Below are 16,825 nucleotides of genomic sequence, written 5' to 3'. Positions count from 1 at the left end.
CATGTTGGGTAAATTGACGTGGGAGGCCGTGCCGCTGCACGAGCCGATCGTCGTGGTCACGCTGGCGGCCATGGTGCTGGGTGGCCTCGCGCTGCTTGGCGCGGTGACGTACTTCAAGCTATGGGGCGTGCTCTGGCGCGACTGGTTCACCACCGTGGACCACAAGAAGATCGGCATCATGTACGTGGTAGTGGCGCTGGTCATGCTGGTGCGTGGCTTCGCCGACGCGCTGATGATGCGCGCGCAGTTGGCCGCGGCCGGGCCAGGCAGTGATGGCTTCCTGCCACCGGAGCACTACGACCAGATCTTCACCGCGCATGGCGTGATCATGATCTTCTTCGTGGCCACCCCGTTCGTGGTCGGCCTGATGAACATCATCGTGCCGCTGCAGATCGGCGCACGCGACATGGCGTTCCCGTTCCTCAACGCCTTCAGCTTCTGGATCTTCGTGGTTGGCGCTGCGCTGATGATGATCTCGCTGGGCGTTGGCGAGTTCGCCATGACCGGCTGGGTGGCCTATCCGCCGCTGTCGGGCATCGAGTTCAGTCCGGGCGTAGGCGTGGACTACTACATCTGGGCGTTGCAGGCCTCGGGCATCGGCACATTGCTGACCGGCGTCAACCTGTTCATCACCATCCTGCGCATGCGTGCGCCGGGCATGACCCTGATGAAGATGCCGGTGTTCACCTGGACCGTGCTGGTCACCAGCGTGATCATCATCGCCGCCTTCCCGATCCTGACCGTGGCGCTGGGTGCGCTCACCCTGGACCGCTACCTGGACTTCAACTTCTACACCAACACGTTGGGTGGCAACCCGATGATGTACGTGAACCTGGTGTGGGCCTGGGGCCACCCGGAGGTGTACATCCTGGTGCTGCCGGCGTTCGGCATCTTCTCTGAAGTCACCGCCACGTTCGCGCGCAAGAAGCTGTTCGGCTACAAGTCGATGGTGGGCGCCACGCTGGCGATCGGCATCCTGTCGTTCATCGTCTGGCTGCACCACTTCTTCACCATGGGCTCGGGTGCCAGCGTCAATGCCTTCTTCGGCATCATGACGATGATCATCGCCATCCCCACCGGCGTGAAGATCTTTACCTGGCTGTTCACCATGTACGGCGGCCGCGTCGAGTTCAGCGTACCGATGCTGTGGACCATCGCCTTCCTGGTCACCTTCACCATCGGTGGCATGACCGGCGTGCTGCTGGCCATCCCGGGCGCGGACTTCCTGCTGCACAACAGCCTGTTCCTGGTCGCCCACTTCCATAACACCATCATCGGCGGCGCGCTGTTCGGCTACCTGGCCGGCTTCGCCTACTGGTTCCCGAAGGTGTTCGGCTTCACCCTCAACGAGCGCCTGGGCAAGTGGTCGTTCGCCTGCTGGGTGATCGGCTTCTACCTGGCCTTCATGCCGCTGTACATGCTGGGCTTCATGGGCATGACCCGCCGCATGAACCAGTACGACAACCCGGCGTGGACGCCGTACCTGATCGTCGCCTTCATCGGTGCACTGTTCGTGTTCGCGGGCATCATCCTGATGCTGGTGCAGATCTACGTGAGCGTGCGCGACCGCAAGCGCAACCTGGACCTGACCGGCGATCCGTGGAACGCACGCACGCTGGAATGGGCCACGCCGTCGCCGCCGCCGTTCTACAACTTCGCCGTGGTGCCCAAGGCCGATGAGCTGGATGCCTTCCACGAAGCGAAGAAGCGCGGCCTGCCGCCGCCGCCGAAGACGTACGCCCCGATCCACATGCCGAAGAACACCGGCGTGCCGCTGATCCTAAACATCTGGATCCTGGTGCTGTGCTTCGCCCTGGTCTGGCACATCTGGTGGATGGCCGCAGCCAGCTTCATCGCGATGATCGTGACCCTGATCGTGCGGTCCTACGATGAGGACGTGGATTACTACGTCAGTTCCGAAGAGGTGGCGCGCACCGAAGCGGCCAACCTTGCCAAGCTGAAGGAGGTACGCGCATGAACCTGTTGACCCGCCCGGAGCTGGCCAGCGACACGCAGGCGCACGAGGACCACCACGAGCACGACCATGGCCACGAACAGGGCGGCATGAAGGTGTTCGGCATGTGGGTGTACCTCATGTCCGACCTGGTGCTGTTCGGTTCCCTGTTCGCCTCGTACGCGGTGCTCAGCACCGCCTACGCCGGCGGCCCCACCGGCAAGGAGCTGTTCTCGTTGCCGTTCGTGATGGCCGAGACCTTCCTGCTGCTGGTCTCCAGCATCACCTACGGCCAGGCCGTGCTGGCCATGCATCGCCACGATGCCTCGGCGGTGCTGCGCTGGCTGGGCGTGACCTTCGTGCTCGGTGCCTCGTTCATCGGCATGGAGATCTACGAGTTCTCGCACCTGATCCACGAAGGCGCGGGCCCGAGCACCAGTGCCTACCTGTCGGCGTTCTTCGCGCTGGTCGCCACCCACGGACTGCACGTCGCCAGTGGCCTGATCTGGATGGCGGTGGTCATGCACCAGGTCTACCGCCGTGGCCTGACCCCGACCAACATCACCCGTGTTTCGTGCCTGAGCCTGTTCTGGCACTTCCTGGACCTGGTGTGGATCTGCGTCTTCACCTTCGTCTACCTGATCGGAGCCTTCTGACATGGCCCACGTCGAAACCTCGCGCGCCGGCAATGCGCACGGCTCCACCAAGTCCTACCTGATCGGTTTCGTGCTGTGCGCGCTGCTGACCGTGGTGCCGTTCGCACTGGTGATGAATCCGGTGCTGTCGCGGCCGCTCACGCTGTTCCTGCTGGTCGGCTTCGCAGTGGCGCAGATCCTGGTGCAGCTGGTCTATTTCCTGCACATGGACCGCAAGTCCGAAGGCGGCTGGAACCTGGCCAGCTTCGTGTTCACCCTGGTGATCCTGTTCATCGTCATCGCACTGTCGGTCTGGATCATCTGGAGCATGCACTACCACATGATGATCAACTGAGCCTGCGAACCGTGAAAGGCATTGCGTTCCCCCATCGTGGCCTGCGCCTGGCCGCAGGCCTGCTGCTCGGCCTGCTGGCCGGCTGCAGCGCGCAGTCGCGCATGGACTTCTATGCGAAGGACATCGCCTGCGAAGAACTTGGCCAGCAGTGGTCGATGCCCGACAGCCACGGCACCGTGCGTGGCCCCAAGGACCTGCAGGGGCAGGTGACCTATCTGTTCTTCGGCTTCACCAGCTGCCCGGACGTGTGCCCGACCACGATGGTCGAGCTGAGCCAGGTCAAGCACCTGATGGGCAAGGATGCCGATCAGCTACAAGTGGTGTTCGTCAGCGTCGACCCGGCCCGCGACACGCCTGAGGTCGCGCGCACCTATGTGGAAGCGTTCGATCCCAAGGCAATCGCGCTGGTTGGCAACGATGCGCAGCTGGCCGCGATGGCCAGCGACTTCAAGGCGTTCTACGAAAAGGAACCCGGTCAGGTACCGGATACCTACACCATGAGCCACATTGCCGGCGGCTACGTGTTCGACCGCCAGGGCCGCCTGCGCCTGTTCGCGCCGTACGGCATGCCGGTGGAAAAGCTGTTCTCCGATGTGCAGCGCCTGCTGCTCGAGCCTGGCTACCCGGCCGCCGGCAACGACGCACTGGCCAGCTGCCACCTCAAGCACAGCGGCACACTCGCCGCGCGCTGACGCCGGTGGGTTTCGACCACTGTCCCCGGTAGGTGCCAACCTTGGTTGGTACGTGCGGATCCGCTCTTGGTAGGTGCCAACCTTGGTTGGCACAGCTGTAGAGCCGAGCCCATGCTCGGCTCAACGCGACACGCGCGCGCCGCGCAGACAGCAGCCGAGCATCGGCTCGGCTCTACATGCTCGCCGCCCCTCGCAGGACCAATCCCCCGGCCGGCCAGGAGAGCCAACCGGCCAGGGGCACCACTCAACGCCTTACTTGGTCTCTTCCCACTGCACCACGTCCGGCTCGGTCGCGCGGATACCGGCGGTGGACAGCAGCCTGGTGGTCGCATCCAGCGCCGCGTTTACCGACGGGTACTCCACGATCGCCTGGCCCGAAGCCTTGGAGACCTTCACCACGGTACCGCCAGTGGCGGCGGCTGCGCGCTGGGCCGAGGCCGCATCGGTGAAGAACACCTTGACCCGCGACGTCGCCACCACCGGCGCGCCGTCACGGGAGACCGCCGCCGCGAACTTGCCGGCGCCGGCATCGGCAGGTGCCGCCGTTGCGCCATCCAGCGAACGCTTGGTACGCGAGCTGGTGGTCGCCGCCGCCTGCGGGGTGATCGTGAACTGGCCGCCGCTGGCCTGCTTCACGGTGGCCGAGGGGGACAGCTGGAATCGCGTGCCGCCCACATCGAACGTGCGGCCGGTAGCGGAGGCCTTCAGTTCCTGCGCATCCACGGTCGACAGGGTCCTGGCTGGAGGGGTCTGCCCCGAGCTCTGCGCCCAGGCAGGGGAGGTCATCGCCGCGAAGGCGAGCGTGCTCAACAGAATGGTGGTCTTCATCATCAGTGCCCCAGAACGCGGATCTTGAAGAATTCGAGGTTGCCGCGCGATGCTGCGGTCGCGGCCTGCCCCATGTCGGTCACTTCCAGCGTCCAGGTGCCGCTGGCATTCTCATCCAGGAAGGCATTGCTGGACAGCAGGTCCCAGCTGGTGAAGTTGCTCTGCGCGCCACCCGTGCCCGAACCGATCGCGGTGAACGCCGGTTGCACCACGCTGCGGGTGCCGCTGGGCGACACCAGCACGAACTGCAGCTGGCGCGTGTTGCGGTGGTTGACCCGGAAGCCCAGCTGCACGCTTTCGATATTGCGCGCGCCGTTGGCCAACTGGAAGGTCAGGCGTGCGGCGGCAGCCGAGGTGTTGCCGATGGCCACGGTACGCGTCGTGTTGCGCCAGCCACTGTCGACCAGCGGGCCCAGCGACTGGAAGTTCTCAGCGACCTGCACTGCACGCGCAGCGTTGACCACGCCGAAGCCATACCAGTTGCTGTAGGCACGGCCGGCAGCATTCACCGTCCAGCCCGGCACCAGCGTGCGCCCGTCGGCCAGCGTCACCGCCGGCTGGTTCGGGTGGTTGCGGGTGGCGGTGGTGGCCAGGATGTACTTCACATCGCGATAGGACAGGTTCGGATTGGCCTCCAGCACCAGTGCCGCCACGCCCGACACCATCGGCGCCGACGCCGAGGTGCCGTTCATCTTGGCGGTGTAGTTGCAGGTGCTGTCGATGGCCGACAGGTTGCTGTCCAGCGTGTTCTGGCGGTTGGTGTTCTTGTTGCTGCCCTGCGCGCACCCGGTCACGTCGGTGGTGACGATGGCCGGGTCGTACGCGCGCGCCACCAGGCCGGGCGCAAACTGTGCCTGCAGGCCGTACTCACCACCAAAGGCCGACACCCACAGGGCCGAGCCGGTGGAGGAGTAAGACGAGCGCACGCCATCGGCGCGCACCGCGCCTACCGTGATCACGTTGAACAGGTTGTTGCGCGGATCACGGCCGGCCGGCACACAGCCGGTGTTGCGGTTCTTGGTGTCGGTGGTGCAGACATCCTGGGTCTGGCTGATCGAGGCATTGTTGAAGTTGTTGCCGGCCGACTTCACGTAGATGCCGCCGCGGCCACCGCGCGTCCCCGACAGTGCCTGCTCATACGAACGAATCGTGTTTTCGCTGTACGCCAGCGGCAGGTTCGGATTGCCCGGGCCGGCGCCCCAGCTGTTGTTGAACACCTGCACGTCGGCCGATTCCGCGCCGTCCCACCAGGCGTACTCGATGTTGCTCTGCTGGTTGCCCAGGGCCGAGCGCGAAATCGGGTTGAAGCCCTTCAACGTCGCCGCCGGGGCTACACCGCGCACGCCCAGGTTGTTGGCGCCCACCGCACCGGCGATGCCGCCGACCATGGTGCCGTGGTTGTCGACATCCGGGTTGGTCGGGGTGGGGTTGTTCGAGCCATTGGTGAAGTTCTTGCCGGCTACAGCGGCCACGTTGGCCGCCAGGTCCGGATGCGCGATCTGCAGGCCATCATCGACGATGGCGATGGTGACGCCCTGGCCACGGATGCCATTGCGGAACAGGCCATCCACGTTCAGGTCGTTGCCGGCCACCGGCAGCGTGTCGGCCGGGACCGTCTGCCCGGTGTTGAGCAGGTGCCACTGGATTGCCGCCAGTGGATCGGCCTGTTGGGCCTGGGCGGTGACGGCCAGGCTGCCCAGTACCAGGGCAGTGGCCAGGGCCAGGCGCGCGGAGCGCGGTGGCGCGGTGCGTTGCGTGTGTCGCTTCATACACGAATCCTTCTGTTGTGAATCGGCATGGCAGGACGGCGGGGCGGATCTGCCCCATCGCAACGAGCCAAACGCGACACAACGAACAACCCCCTACCTCTTCACACAAGCAATCTGCAGATGTGCCAATTGCGTCACAAACGCTTAGTACGTCTGGTTATGACAGTGCACACAAGCATCTTCACGCGATCTTCGCGCGGTTGAATCTGAGTTGTGGGAAACAGGGAGAACTACGTGCAGATGACCACACACATGAAGAACGAACGGAAGCGCGGCCGTGCGCGCGCGGACCAGACCCCGCTCTCGGTTGCCGCCATCCGCAAGGTGGTGCTGTCCGTGCATACGCGCAGCCACGACTACGGCGACGATGCCGATATCGCCGAGTTGCTGCCCGAGTTGGCAGCATTCGGCATCACCACGGTGAAACCGCTGCGCCTGCTGATGAAGAAACACCGTCGCGCACTGCTGCAGGAGGAACGGATCGTCATGCGCCGCGCAGAGACGCTGCATCTGCGCACTGAGTGGCGGCCCGGTGGCATAGACGTGCATGCCAACACCAGCCGTTACGCCATCGGCGGCCTGGTCCGCACCAGCATGGAACACGAATTCGGCTTCGAGACGATGCTGCCCTTCCACGAGGTGCGCGAGGACGAGCCCGCGTAGTGCGGTGCCTGCCCGGTGGGTGCGGCAGCCCTGCCGGGGCATCATCGCGTGCCCTCACATCGCGCTGTGCTACTACAGCCCGTGCACCCTTCCGCACGGAGCACGATGATGGTCAATCCGCTCGCCCAGGCCCATCGCGGCCTCGGCACCACGCTGTTCAGCCTGTTGAACCCGATACCCTTCGGCTTCTTCGTCGGTGCCCTGATCTTCGACGCGATCTACCTCAACAGCGCCGAGGTGATGTGGGGCAAGGCCGCTGCCTGGCTGATCACCTTCGGCCTGCTGATCGCCATCATTCCGCGGCTGATCAACCTGTTCACGGTCTGGCGCCGCAACGGCACCGCCACCCGCATCGACCGCATCGACTTCTTCCTCAACCTGGTCGCGGTGGTGCTGGCCATCTGGAATGCCTTCGTGCACAGCCGTGATGCGTATGCCATTGCAGTGCCGGGCACGATCCTGTCGGCGCTGACCGTGGCCCTGATCGCCCTGGGCCTGATCCTGCTGTCACTGCAGCCGCCGCTGCTGCAGGGAGGTCGTCATGGCTAAGCACATCCTGCCCACCGTGGCCGCGCTGGCACTGGCCGTCACGCTGTCGGCCTGCGCGGGCAAGGCCGAATACCACCCCTCCGACCAGTCCGGCGCAAAGCCGCCGCTGCCGGCGCCGAAGAACTTCCTGATGCCGCCGATGCAGGTGCCCAAGGGCGTCGGCTGGGCTGATGGACAGACCCCCACGGTGGCCGAGGGCCTGAAGATCGAACGCATCGCCGCCAACCTGCAGCATCCGCGGCGGCTGCTGACCCTGCCCAATGGCGATGTACTGGTGGTGGAGGGCAACGGCCCCGGCGAAGAACCGGTCACCACGCCCAAGCAGTGGATCGCCGGCAAGGTGAAGGCGCGCTCGGGCAAGGCCGGCAAGGGCGGCAACCGGGTCACCCTGCTGCGCCGCTCGCCGGGAACGAACACCTGGACCCAGCATGTCTACATCGAGGGCCTGCATTCGCCGTTCGGCATCCAGCTGATCGGCGACACGCTGTACGTGGCCAACACCGGCAACATCATGCAGTACCACTACGTGCCCGGCGAAACCCGCATGTCGGACAAGGGCCGCGAGTTCACCGACCTGCCCAGCACCATCAACCATCACTGGACCAAGGAACTGCTGGCCAGCCGCGATGGCCGCAAGCTGTACGTGGGCGTCGGCTCCAACAGCAACATCACCGAAAATGGCCTGGCCGTTGAATACCGCCGTGCGGTGGTACTGGAAGTGGACGTGGCCACCCGTGGCAGCCGTATCTTTGCGTCGGGCATCCGCAATCCGACCGGCCTGGACTGGGAGCCGAGCACCGGCACGTTGTGGGCCGTGGCGAACGAACGCGACGAGATCGGTGCCGACCTGGTGCCTGATTACCTCACCTCGGTGAAGGAAGATGGCTTCTACGGCTGGCCCTACAGCTACTACGGCCAGCACGTGGACGAGCGCGTGCAGCCGCAGCGGCCGGACCTGGTGGCCAAGGCGATCGTGCCGGACTACGCCATCGGCTCGCACGTGGCACCGCTGGGCCTGCTGTTCTACACCGGCCAGGCACTGCCGGCGCAGTATCACGGCGGTGCCTTCATCGGCGAGCACGGCAGCTGGGACCGCTCGCCATTGAGCGGCTATGAAGTGGTCTACGTCTCGTTCAAGGACGGCAAGCCGACCGGGCGGCCGCAGACCGTGGTCAGCGGCTTTGCATCGAAGGACGAGAAGACCCTGATGGGCGCACCGGTGGGCATGGCGATGGATGCCGAAGGCGCATTGCTGGTGGCCGACGACGTGGGCGACGTGGTGTGGCGGGTGTCGGCCAAGTAGTTCTGTAGAGCCGAGCCCATGCTCGGCTTACGCGCGCAGCGCGGGGTTTCCGCGTACAGGTTGAAGAGCAGCCGAGCGTGGGCTCGGCTCTACAGTTCCGCGGTACTGCTGCGGAACCCGCTGAACACCGATTCGGCGGCAAATCCCACGCCGCCCAGCAGCACGCCGAAATACACCACCGTGGCCACCACGAAACCATAGCCGGCTGCCACTGCCGCGCCATCGCGCTGGATGAAACCAATGGCGAAGGACATCAGCGCCAGCGCCGGCAGCGTGTTGCTGAAGGGTATCGGCCCGGCCGGCGCCATCAACAGCAGGGTCGCGAACACCAGCATCAGGTTGTTCAGGCGCATCATCTTCTTCGAGCGCACCATCACCGCCAGCCGCATCGGCCGCGACAGCCGCTCCATGCGGTGCACCCATTTCAGCGCACGACCCAGGTTGGCCTTCAGCTTGTCGGTGGCGATCTCGCGGCGGGCCAGCTTCTGTGGCACCCACAGCGGGCGGCTGCGCACCCGGCTCAGGCCGATCAGCAGGATCGAGGCGCCAAACACGGTACTCAGCCCGGGAATCGACACCGGAATGATGAAGATGGCCGAGAGCAGGATCACGATCAGCAGCAGGCCCTCATCGCCCAGCGCGCTGAGCAGGGTGCCGACGCGCACCTGGTCGCCGGGCAGCTCGTCGATCATCTGCTCGATCTGCTGGGCCAGGGGCGCGCTGTCATTGGTTTCGGGGGCACGGTAGGTCATGCGTCGCAAGGTTCTCCAGGGAAGGGCGGTCAACGGGCCGTCCTGCGGTGGGGGACGCACAGGCTCCCGCAGTATCCCGGCCAACGTGGGCAAAGAAGTGAACCGGGCATGAGGGGGTAAACTGGCGTGCCCCGCACGAGTTGAACGCAATGGACATGGGCCGCAGGCAATCGACCATCGAACTGGTCGCCATCGACATGGATGGCACGCTGCTGGACCCGTCGCACCAGCTCACCTCCCGCGCCAGGAAGGCCATCGCGCAGGCGCGGGCGCTGGGCGTGCACATCGTGCTGACCAGTGGCCGCCCGGTTCCGGGCCTGGCGCCGTACCTGCACGAGCTGGGCATCACCGGCAACGACGACTACTGCATCGCCTGCAATGGCGGCCTGGTGCAGCGCATCGGCACGCGCGAAACCGTGGTCGAGTATCCGCTCAGCTTCGACGACTTCCTGTTCTGCGAGCAGGTCGCCCGCGACCTGGGCGTGCACTTCCAGGCGCTGGACAGCCAGCGCATGTACACGCCCAACCAGGACATCAGCTACTACACCGTAGCCGACTCGCATCTCTCGCGGATGCCGCTGTCCTACCGCCGCGTGGAGGACATGGATCCATCGATGTCCTTCATCAAGCTGATGATGATCGACGCGCCGGACGTGCTGGATGCCGCCATCGCGCGCCTGCCGAGCGAACTGACCGAGCGCTTCGCGGTACTGAAGAGCGCGCCGTTCTTCCTGGAAGTGTTCGACCACCGCGCCGGCAAGGGCCCGAGCCTGCAGAAGCTGGCCGAGCACCTGGGCATCGACCGCGCCAACGTGATGGCCATCGGTGACCAGGAAAACGACCTGACCATGCTGCAGTACGCCGGCACCAGCGTGTCGATGGGCAATGCCATCGATGCGGTGAAGGCCGTGGCGCGCTTCGAAACCACCAGCAATGCCGATGAAGGCGTGGCGCGTGCGATCGAGCGTTTCGTCCTGCAGTAACTGCGCGTCCGCTTGCGCTGGTAGGTGCCAACCTTGGTTGGCACACGCAAGCGGCAAGCGCCAACCAAGGCCGGCCTCTACCACGGCGGGGCTATACCCACGTATAGCCCACCCATCCCCACCGCCATCGGCGCTGTACCACGGTGCAATGGCGGATGCAGCAGCGCGATGCAAGAATTTCGCACGTCGAAATCACGCCATCGAATCCTGCGGCAGATGATCGTCTTCATCTGCTGACCGGCGCGCACCGCGCTGTTACCCCCTCAACGCAATCGCACTGCCAGCCAGGGCGCCGACACCGGCGCTGCAACGCGCTGGGCGTGCGCCTGCGCCGCTTTCCCCCTGCACCCTGGATCTGCTGCCATGAACACCCCACCCACGACACGCCTTGCCTTGGCGATCATCGCGGCCATCACAGCCCCTGCGTACGCCGCAGAAACGCACGATGCCGCGCACGACACGCCCACCACGCTCAACGCCCTGCAGGTCATCGCCACGCCGCGTGGCGCCGCCGTGGCACCGACCCAGGTGGTTGGTCCCAACCGCTACATCATCAAGGCCGAAGATCTCGACGCGATGGTCACCGGCAACAACGGCCTGGCGATGCTCAAGCAGGTGCCGGGCGCCAGCTACACCGCCACAGATGGACTGGGCCTGGATATCTCGGCCACCAGCCTGTTCGTGCGCGGCTTCCGCATGAACGAAATGGGCATCACCTTCGAAGGCGTGCCGCTGAACGACAACGGCTTCCTCTCGCTCACCGGCACCAGCGTGGTGAACGTGGGCGTGCCCGATGGCATCGGCGCGATCACGGTCAGCCCCGGTGGCGCACCGGTCAGCGTGTTCTCCAGCAGCGTCAACGGCGGCAGCCTGGAGTACCGCCTGCGTGACCTGCAGGACACGCCCAGCCTGCGCGTGAAGCAGGGCGTGGGCAGCAACAGCACGTTGGTCACCACCGTATCCGGGCAGACCGGCCAGCTCGGCGAGCAGGGCCCGAAGGTACTTGTCGACCTGCAGCGCGTGTCTGCCGACAAGTACCAGGGCGAGGGCACGCAGAACTTCCTGCGCGGCGACCTGAAGCTGCAACAGGACGTCGCCTGGGGTGACTTCACCGTGTTCCTGTCCGACAGCAAGGCCAAGGTCTGGGGCTACAACAACATCTCCTTCGACATGATCCGCAAGCTGGGCTGGAAGGCCGACATCTTCTATCCCGATTATGCGTGGGCCTGGTACGTGGCCTCGCCGGAGAACGCGGACAAATCCTGTGGCGCCTACACCTGCGGTGAGCTGTCCGAACTGATTCCGTACGACACCGGCCAGATCACCCGCGACCGCGTGTCATCGATCAACCATCGCTTCCAGATCACCCCGGCGCTGAGCGGCAACGTGCAGCTGTACAACGCCAACAGCCACACCCAGGCCACGCTCACCGACCCGACCGTACCGTCGCCCAACGGCGCGCCGTTCTCCGAACAGGTGCAGACACCACACCTCAACCGGCTGGGCGGCATGCTCAACCTGCAGTTCGAGGCGGGCGCGCACACCTTCACCGCCGGTTTCTGGCAGGAGAAGAGCAAGGCCGCGGCCAAGACCGAGTGGTACCAGCAGCCGCTGCTGGGCGAGGGTCCACCACTGAAGGCCACCGGTCCGTTCGATGTGTATGGCCCCGCGTTCAAGACCGACAACGCCTCGAGCTGGGTGACCCGCTCGCGCCAGTTCTACCTGCAGGACGACATCGTGTTGAACGACACGCTGAAGCTGGGTGTCGGCTTCAAGGCCGTGGACTTCCGCACCCGTGGCGGCGGCCTCGGTGATGCCAAGGACCGGCCGGTGAACGGCACGCTGTGCGCGAAGAGCTACTTCCTGCCGCACGTCTCGCTGTTCTGGAGCCCGACCGAATCCACCGATGCCTTCATCGACCTGGCCAACACCATGAACGGCTATCGCGTCGCTCAGCGCGGCAACATCGGTTACACCGCCTCGGCGTGGACCATCACCGACCAGGAAGAGTTCGACCGCGTGGCGGGTACCCTGCGTCCGGAAAAGAACTGGAACCTTACCGTGGGCGCATCGCACCGCTTCGATCGGCTGACGATCACCGGCGACGTGTTCTACAACGACATCCGCAATCGCCTGCTGTCGGCGGCCATCGGCACTCAGTTCGCGCAGATCAACACCGTGCGGCTGATGCCGAAGATGCACGTGATCGGTGCCGACCTCGGCATCACCGCCGACCTGAGCGACCACCTGCAGTTCTACCAGGGCGTGGCCGTGGCCCGTTCGTACTATGACAGCGATTTCGTGGTGGGTGACACGGTGTACCCGATCAAGGGCAACGCCCAGCCGGGCTACCCGCAGATCTCGCTGGTCAGCGACCTGTCCGCCCACTTCGGTGACTGGCGTTTTGGTGCCACCAGCACCTCGTACCTGCGCCAGCCCTTCACCTACGAGAACGACATCCGCGTGCCGACCTTCTGGCAGGTCAACACCTATGCTGCGTATCGATTCGGTGCGGACAGCCCAGTGCCCGGGCTGGAGTTGCGGCTGGACGTGAGCAACCTGTTCAATCGCCACAACATCGGCACCGCCACCATCGCCGGCTCGTCGTTCTCGGGGGACTACCAGACCCTGCAGCGCAGCGCGCCACGGCAGCTGATGTTCAGTACCTCGATGGCGTTCTGAGGCGATGAGGGTGGGGTCAGAGCCCTTTGCTGCGCAAAGGCATCCGACCCCGCAGCCATCCCGTGATCGGGGGGGCGGATCCCTTTGCACGGCAAAGGGCTCTGACCCCGCAGCCCGCCCGGAAGCCCGCCTTGGGCAATCAACAGGGATTTTCTGGCGGCGACGCAAGGTTCCCACAATGTTGCTGGGTCATCCTGTGCGCATGGCACAGCAGACCCCGCCAACCCGGTTGTTCGGCATCCGAGGCCCAGGACGGCCCCGGCAGACGCTGTCCGTGGCGCCTGCAATCGACCTACGTGCCGAATACCAGTTCTGGCAGGTCTACGAACGCGTGGTCCGCCCGCTGCCCGGCGGAGGGCTGCCGCAGGCGTGGCTGGTGTGCCAGAAGGTATATCGCGACCGCTGGCAGCACCCGGAGGACAGCGACGCGGCGGGACTGTCACGGGTGCTGTTCGGCGACAACATGACGGCTGGCCGGGCGTCGGAACTGGCGGAGCTCCACGCGCTGGTCAGCCGTCGGGTGGCGTCGCTGGCGAAGCGGGGACGGTTGCATACGGCAGCCTGATGCCTGCCCTTGGTAGGGTCGACTGTTAGTCCACCGCTCTTCGCATCTACCTCTCAGAAGGCCGCGCTTCGCGCGAGAGTCGACCAACGGTCGACTCTACCAATAGCCAACCCGACCGGCATTTCTAAGGCTTTCCCCGATCCAACTGCCGATAGCCAATCGCCTCAGCCAGATGCGCCGTCTGGATCGTTTCACAACCCGCCAGATCCGCAATCGTGCGCGCCACGCGCAGAATCCGGTGCATCGCACGTGCGGAAAGCTGCAGACGCTCGATGGCCTGCTCCAGCATGTCCTGATCTGCCTCGCTGAGTCGGGTACAGGCTCGCAGCGCCGCTGGCGGCAGATGCGCATTGAGCCCGCCACGCACCTGCTGCCGCGCATGTGCGGCTTCCACCCGTGCACGTACCGCGGCACTGGGCTCACCCAGCGGCGTGCTTTCCCGTAGCTCCACCGCATCCATGCGCGCAACGCTGATATGCAGGTCGATGCGGTCCAGCAGTGGGCCTGACACGCGCGCACGGTAGCGGTTGATGCGTTCGTCGCTGCACAGGCAGCGGTTGCTGCGGTCGCCGGCCCAGCCGCAGGGGCAGGGATTCATCGCCGCCACCAGCTGGAATCGCGCCGGATACTGCACGCTGCGTGCCGCGCGGGCGATGCGGATGTGGCCGGATTCCAGCGGCTCTCGCAGGGTTTCCAATGCACTGCGGTTCCACTCTGGAAGCTCATCCAGGAACAGCACGCCGTGATGGGCCAGCGAGATCTCACCGGGGCAGGGCGGGTTGCCGCCGCCCACCAGCGCCGCCGCGCTCGCACTGTGGTGGGGAGAGCGGAACGGCCGTTGCCGCCAGCGCCGCGGATCCAGCCCTTCGCCACTCACCGACGCAATCGCGGCCAGCTGCAACGCCTCGGCCTCCTCGGTGTCCGGCAACAGACTGGGCAGGCGCGAGGCCAGCAATGTCTTGCCGCAGCCAGGGCTGCCGATCAGCAGAAGATGGTGACCACCCGCTGCGGCCACTTCCAACGCACGCCGCGCATGCGCTTGCCCGCGCACGTCGGCCAGATCGGGCAGTGGCAACGGTGTCGTGTCCACGCGCTCCACGGACGGCAACAGACGCGGATTGCCCAACCCGGCGCAGCACTCCAGCAGCGTGCGGGCCACGCGCACATCGGCGTGCTCGGCCAGGGCCGCCTCGGCGGCATTGCCCGGTGGCACCACCAGGATGCGCCCGGCATCAGCCGCCGCAATCGCCGCCGGCAGCGCGCCGGCCACCGGCCTCAGCTCGCCGGTCAGGCCAAGCTCACCCAGGAACTCGTATTGCAGCAGCGACTGCGGATCGATCTGGCCACTGGCTGCCAGAATGCCCAACGCGATGGCCAGGTCGTAAGGCCCGCCTTCCTTGGGCAGGTCAGCGGGCGCGAGGTTGAGCGTGATGCGTCGCTGCGGAAAGTCGAAGCGCGCGCAAAGAAGGGCGGCACGCACGCGCTCACGGGATTCACGCACGCTGGTCTCGGCCAGGCCGACAATCTGGGTGGCAGGCAGGCCACCGGAGAGATGCACTTCCACCCGCACCAGCGGGGCATCGACCCCGGCGCGGGCACGGCTGTGGACCAGCGCCAGGCTCATGTGTGGATTCCTGCAGAGGGACGCTCGATGGTGCTGCAGGTAATCTGCGTGGGACTATCGGGAATTGCTGGTGCAGATACTAGGGGGATTCCGGCCGATGGTTGGAGCGTGTCTTCTTCCTCTGCGGACACGGGTCTCTGCCATCAAGTGAAAGATCGACGCTAACGCTGTGCTACTCCAATGAGGGGCGTCGGTTTCACATGCCGCGCACTTCCTAGCGCCACGCCAATTTCACTTGGGGAATCCAGGTGCCCTACCTGCGGATGCTTCTGAAAGATCAGCGTGGCAACAACCAGCGCTTGATTCACGTCAACACGCACGGGTCTCAGTGTGGCTTCCCCAGCCATCAGGGGCTGTGATATGAAGACGGGATCTTGCTGTAGGCTCTTTCAATGGGATTGGAAGGATGGAAAAGTTCGAGGAGATCGATCACCGTGTTTTCCTTTTTCCTTGGGGCTTGGCGAAGCGCTTTCCTAAACGGACCCCCATGGGGACCTGGCTCAGTTGCATACCAATGATGAGCTTGGCGTTGGCGCCATCGGCAAGCGCCGAGACGGTCACCTACATTCATACTGATGCGCTTGGTTCGGTGGTTGCCGAGACCGACGCCAATGGCAACGTGGTCAAGCGCTATGACTACGAACCCTATGGGGCCGTTGTTGGTGGGCAGGTTGCGGATGGACCTGGATATACGGGACACGTGAGCGACGCTGCCACTGGGCTGAGCTACATGCAGCAGCGCTACTATGATCCCCACTTGGGACTCTTCCTCTCGGTGGATCCGATCTCCACGCATTCAAGTCCGAAACACTTCAATCGCTACAGCTACGCTTATGGCAATCCGTATTCCTTCACCGATCCGGACGGAAGAGTTCCGGTAATGCCATTCATCTATGGTGCCGTCCTGGGCGGCCTCGCAGATATCGCAGTCCAGAAAGCCATGAATCCGGATAAGCCTATCGACAAAGTGGAGGCTGGCATTGCGGCTGCGGTTGGCTCTGTCTCCGGAGGCGCCGGTGGAGTAGCCGTTGCGGCAGTCGGATCTGGCACGATTTCGGTAGGGCGTGCAGTTGCTATACAGACCGTGGTCAATGCGGTGGCAGGCGGTGCCGGCTCCGCCGCAGAGAGCGCAATCAAAGGGCAGCCCATCACGGCGGAGGGCGTCGCTTCAAACGCGATTGGCAGTGCAGCGGGTGGATTGGCAGCCTCCGGGGTTGGCGTTGCCATGGGTGATTTCGCAGGCCCAGCTGCACGGGGATCACTCCAACGGCTGAGTCAATCCCGCGGCCCAGGTGGACCGAACATGGCAACTGCCACTGCGTCAACCGGAACTGCCATTCCCAGGCAATCGGCGCTCCAGGGTGCGGCGTCCCAAGCGGGCCAGGGCCTGGCGGGAGCAGGGGCGACTATCGTACAGAAGGACTTGGAGAAGAAGAAATGAGTCCCTTGTTGAAAGGCTTCATAGGCACTC

At 65.1% G+C, this 16,825-nt stretch carries 15 protein-coding genes; 11 read left to right on the top strand and 4 right to left on the bottom strand.

Features of this window, described 5'->3' with window-relative positions; all coding sequences use genetic code 11:
- The first annotated feature begins 1 nt into the window (after nt 1).
- From cyoB to AC5P5V_RS07900, 4 genes are read left to right on the top strand one after another with little or no spacing between them, the layout of a single operon-like run.
- Nucleotides 2–1,978 carry a cytochrome o ubiquinol oxidase subunit I gene (gene cyoB / locus AC5P5V_RS07915; protein ID WP_134967957.1) on the top strand — a complete coding sequence of 659 codons (1,977 nt, stop codon included), beginning with the start codon at nt 2–4 and terminating at the stop codon, nt 1,976–1,978.
- Nucleotides 1,975–2,610: a cytochrome o ubiquinol oxidase subunit III gene (cyoC, locus tag AC5P5V_RS07910; protein WP_082783343.1), complete on the top strand. Its 636-nt coding sequence runs from the start codon at nt 1,975–1,977 to the stop codon at nt 2,608–2,610. Before cyoB ends, cyoC begins: the two co-directional genes overlap by 4 nt.
- Before the next feature lies 1 nt (nt 2,611).
- Nucleotides 2,612–2,944: a cytochrome o ubiquinol oxidase subunit IV gene (cyoD, locus tag AC5P5V_RS07905; RefSeq protein ID WP_134967955.1), complete on the top strand. Its 333-nt coding sequence runs from the start codon at nt 2,612–2,614 to the stop codon at nt 2,942–2,944.
- An 11-nt stretch (nt 2,945–2,955) separates the two neighbouring features.
- Nucleotides 2,956–3,636 carry an SCO family protein gene (locus AC5P5V_RS07900; protein ID WP_134967954.1) on the top strand — a complete coding sequence of 227 codons (681 nt, stop codon included), beginning with the start codon at nt 2,956–2,958 and terminating at the stop codon, nt 3,634–3,636.
- Nucleotides 3,637–3,888: 252 nt separating this feature from the next.
- Here AC5P5V_RS07900 and AC5P5V_RS07895 read toward each other — a convergent pair whose 3' ends face one another.
- Together AC5P5V_RS07895 and AC5P5V_RS07890 are read right to left on the bottom strand one after the other, a co-directional pair.
- Nucleotides 3,889–4,467 carry a hypothetical protein gene (locus AC5P5V_RS07895; RefSeq protein ID WP_061479728.1) on the bottom strand — a complete coding sequence of 193 codons (579 nt, stop codon included), beginning with the start codon at nt 4,465–4,467 and terminating at the stop codon, nt 3,889–3,891.
- Nucleotides 4,467–6,233 carry a S8 family serine peptidase gene (locus AC5P5V_RS07890; protein ID WP_061479727.1) on the bottom strand — a complete coding sequence of 589 codons (1,767 nt, stop codon included), beginning with the start codon at nt 6,231–6,233 and terminating at the stop codon, nt 4,467–4,469. The genes AC5P5V_RS07895 and AC5P5V_RS07890 overlap by 1 nt, the downstream gene beginning before the upstream one ends.
- A 252-nt stretch (nt 6,234–6,485) precedes the next feature.
- On the opposite strand from AC5P5V_RS07890, the gene AC5P5V_RS07885 reads away from it, so the two are divergent.
- The 3 genes from AC5P5V_RS07885 to AC5P5V_RS07875 all read left to right on the top strand — a co-directional run bounded on the left by AC5P5V_RS07885 (nt 6,486) and on the right by AC5P5V_RS07875 (nt 8,748).
- Entirely contained in the window at nt 6,486–6,896 is a 411-nt protein-coding gene (locus AC5P5V_RS07885; RefSeq protein WP_231352364.1) for a hypothetical protein, read from the top strand.
- A gap of 108 nt (nt 6,897–7,004) precedes the next feature.
- Complete coding sequence (locus AC5P5V_RS07880) at nt 7,005–7,445, top strand: DUF2231 domain-containing protein (protein ID WP_134967953.1); 441 nt, start codon at nt 7,005–7,007, stop codon at nt 7,443–7,445.
- Nucleotides 7,438–8,748, top strand: coding sequence for a PQQ-dependent sugar dehydrogenase (locus tag AC5P5V_RS07875; RefSeq protein WP_134967952.1), 1,311 nt, complete (start codon nt 7,438–7,440; stop codon nt 8,746–8,748). The genes AC5P5V_RS07880 and AC5P5V_RS07875 overlap by 8 nt, the downstream gene beginning before the upstream one ends.
- A gap of 89 nt (nt 8,749–8,837) precedes the next feature.
- Here AC5P5V_RS07875 and AC5P5V_RS07870 read toward each other — a convergent pair whose 3' ends face one another.
- Complete coding sequence (locus tag AC5P5V_RS07870; protein ID WP_061479724.1) at nt 8,838–9,500, bottom strand: exopolysaccharide biosynthesis protein; 663 nt, start codon at nt 9,498–9,500, stop codon at nt 8,838–8,840.
- A gap of 149 nt (nt 9,501–9,649) precedes the next feature.
- On the opposite strand from AC5P5V_RS07870, the gene yidA reads away from it, so the two are divergent.
- The 3 genes from yidA to AC5P5V_RS07855 all read left to right on the top strand — a co-directional run bounded on the left by yidA (nt 9,650) and on the right by AC5P5V_RS07855 (nt 13,730).
- Complete coding sequence (yidA, locus tag AC5P5V_RS07865; protein ID WP_134967951.1) at nt 9,650–10,483, top strand: sugar-phosphatase; 834 nt, start codon at nt 9,650–9,652, stop codon at nt 10,481–10,483.
- A gap of 363 nt (nt 10,484–10,846) precedes the next feature.
- Nucleotides 10,847–13,165: a TonB-dependent receptor gene (locus AC5P5V_RS07860; protein ID WP_134967950.1), complete on the top strand. Its 2,319-nt coding sequence runs from the start codon at nt 10,847–10,849 to the stop codon at nt 13,163–13,165.
- 178 nt (nt 13,166–13,343) lie between these two features.
- Nucleotides 13,344–13,730 (top strand): hypothetical protein, encoded by a 387-nt coding sequence (locus AC5P5V_RS07855; protein ID WP_134967949.1) that lies wholly within the window; start codon nt 13,344–13,346, stop codon nt 13,728–13,730.
- A gap of 124 nt (nt 13,731–13,854) precedes the next feature.
- On the opposite strand, the gene AC5P5V_RS07850 is transcribed toward AC5P5V_RS07855, so the two are convergent.
- Nucleotides 13,855–15,354, bottom strand: coding sequence for a YifB family Mg chelatase-like AAA ATPase (locus AC5P5V_RS07850; RefSeq protein WP_231352363.1), 1,500 nt, complete (start codon nt 15,352–15,354; stop codon nt 13,855–13,857).
- A gap of 406 nt (nt 15,355–15,760) precedes the next feature.
- Between AC5P5V_RS07850 and AC5P5V_RS07845 the strand changes: the two genes are divergently transcribed.
- Nucleotides 15,761–16,795: an RHS repeat domain-containing protein gene (locus AC5P5V_RS07845; RefSeq protein ID WP_134967947.1), complete on the top strand. Its 1,035-nt coding sequence runs from the start codon at nt 15,761–15,763 to the stop codon at nt 16,793–16,795.
- Nucleotides 16,796–16,825: the final 30 nt, after the last annotated feature.

The organism is Stenotrophomonas sp. YJH_SMC_130 (assembly GCF_059369035.1).
Note: the sequence above shows the minus strand (reverse complement) of the source record. Positions and strands in the feature narration are given on the sequence as shown.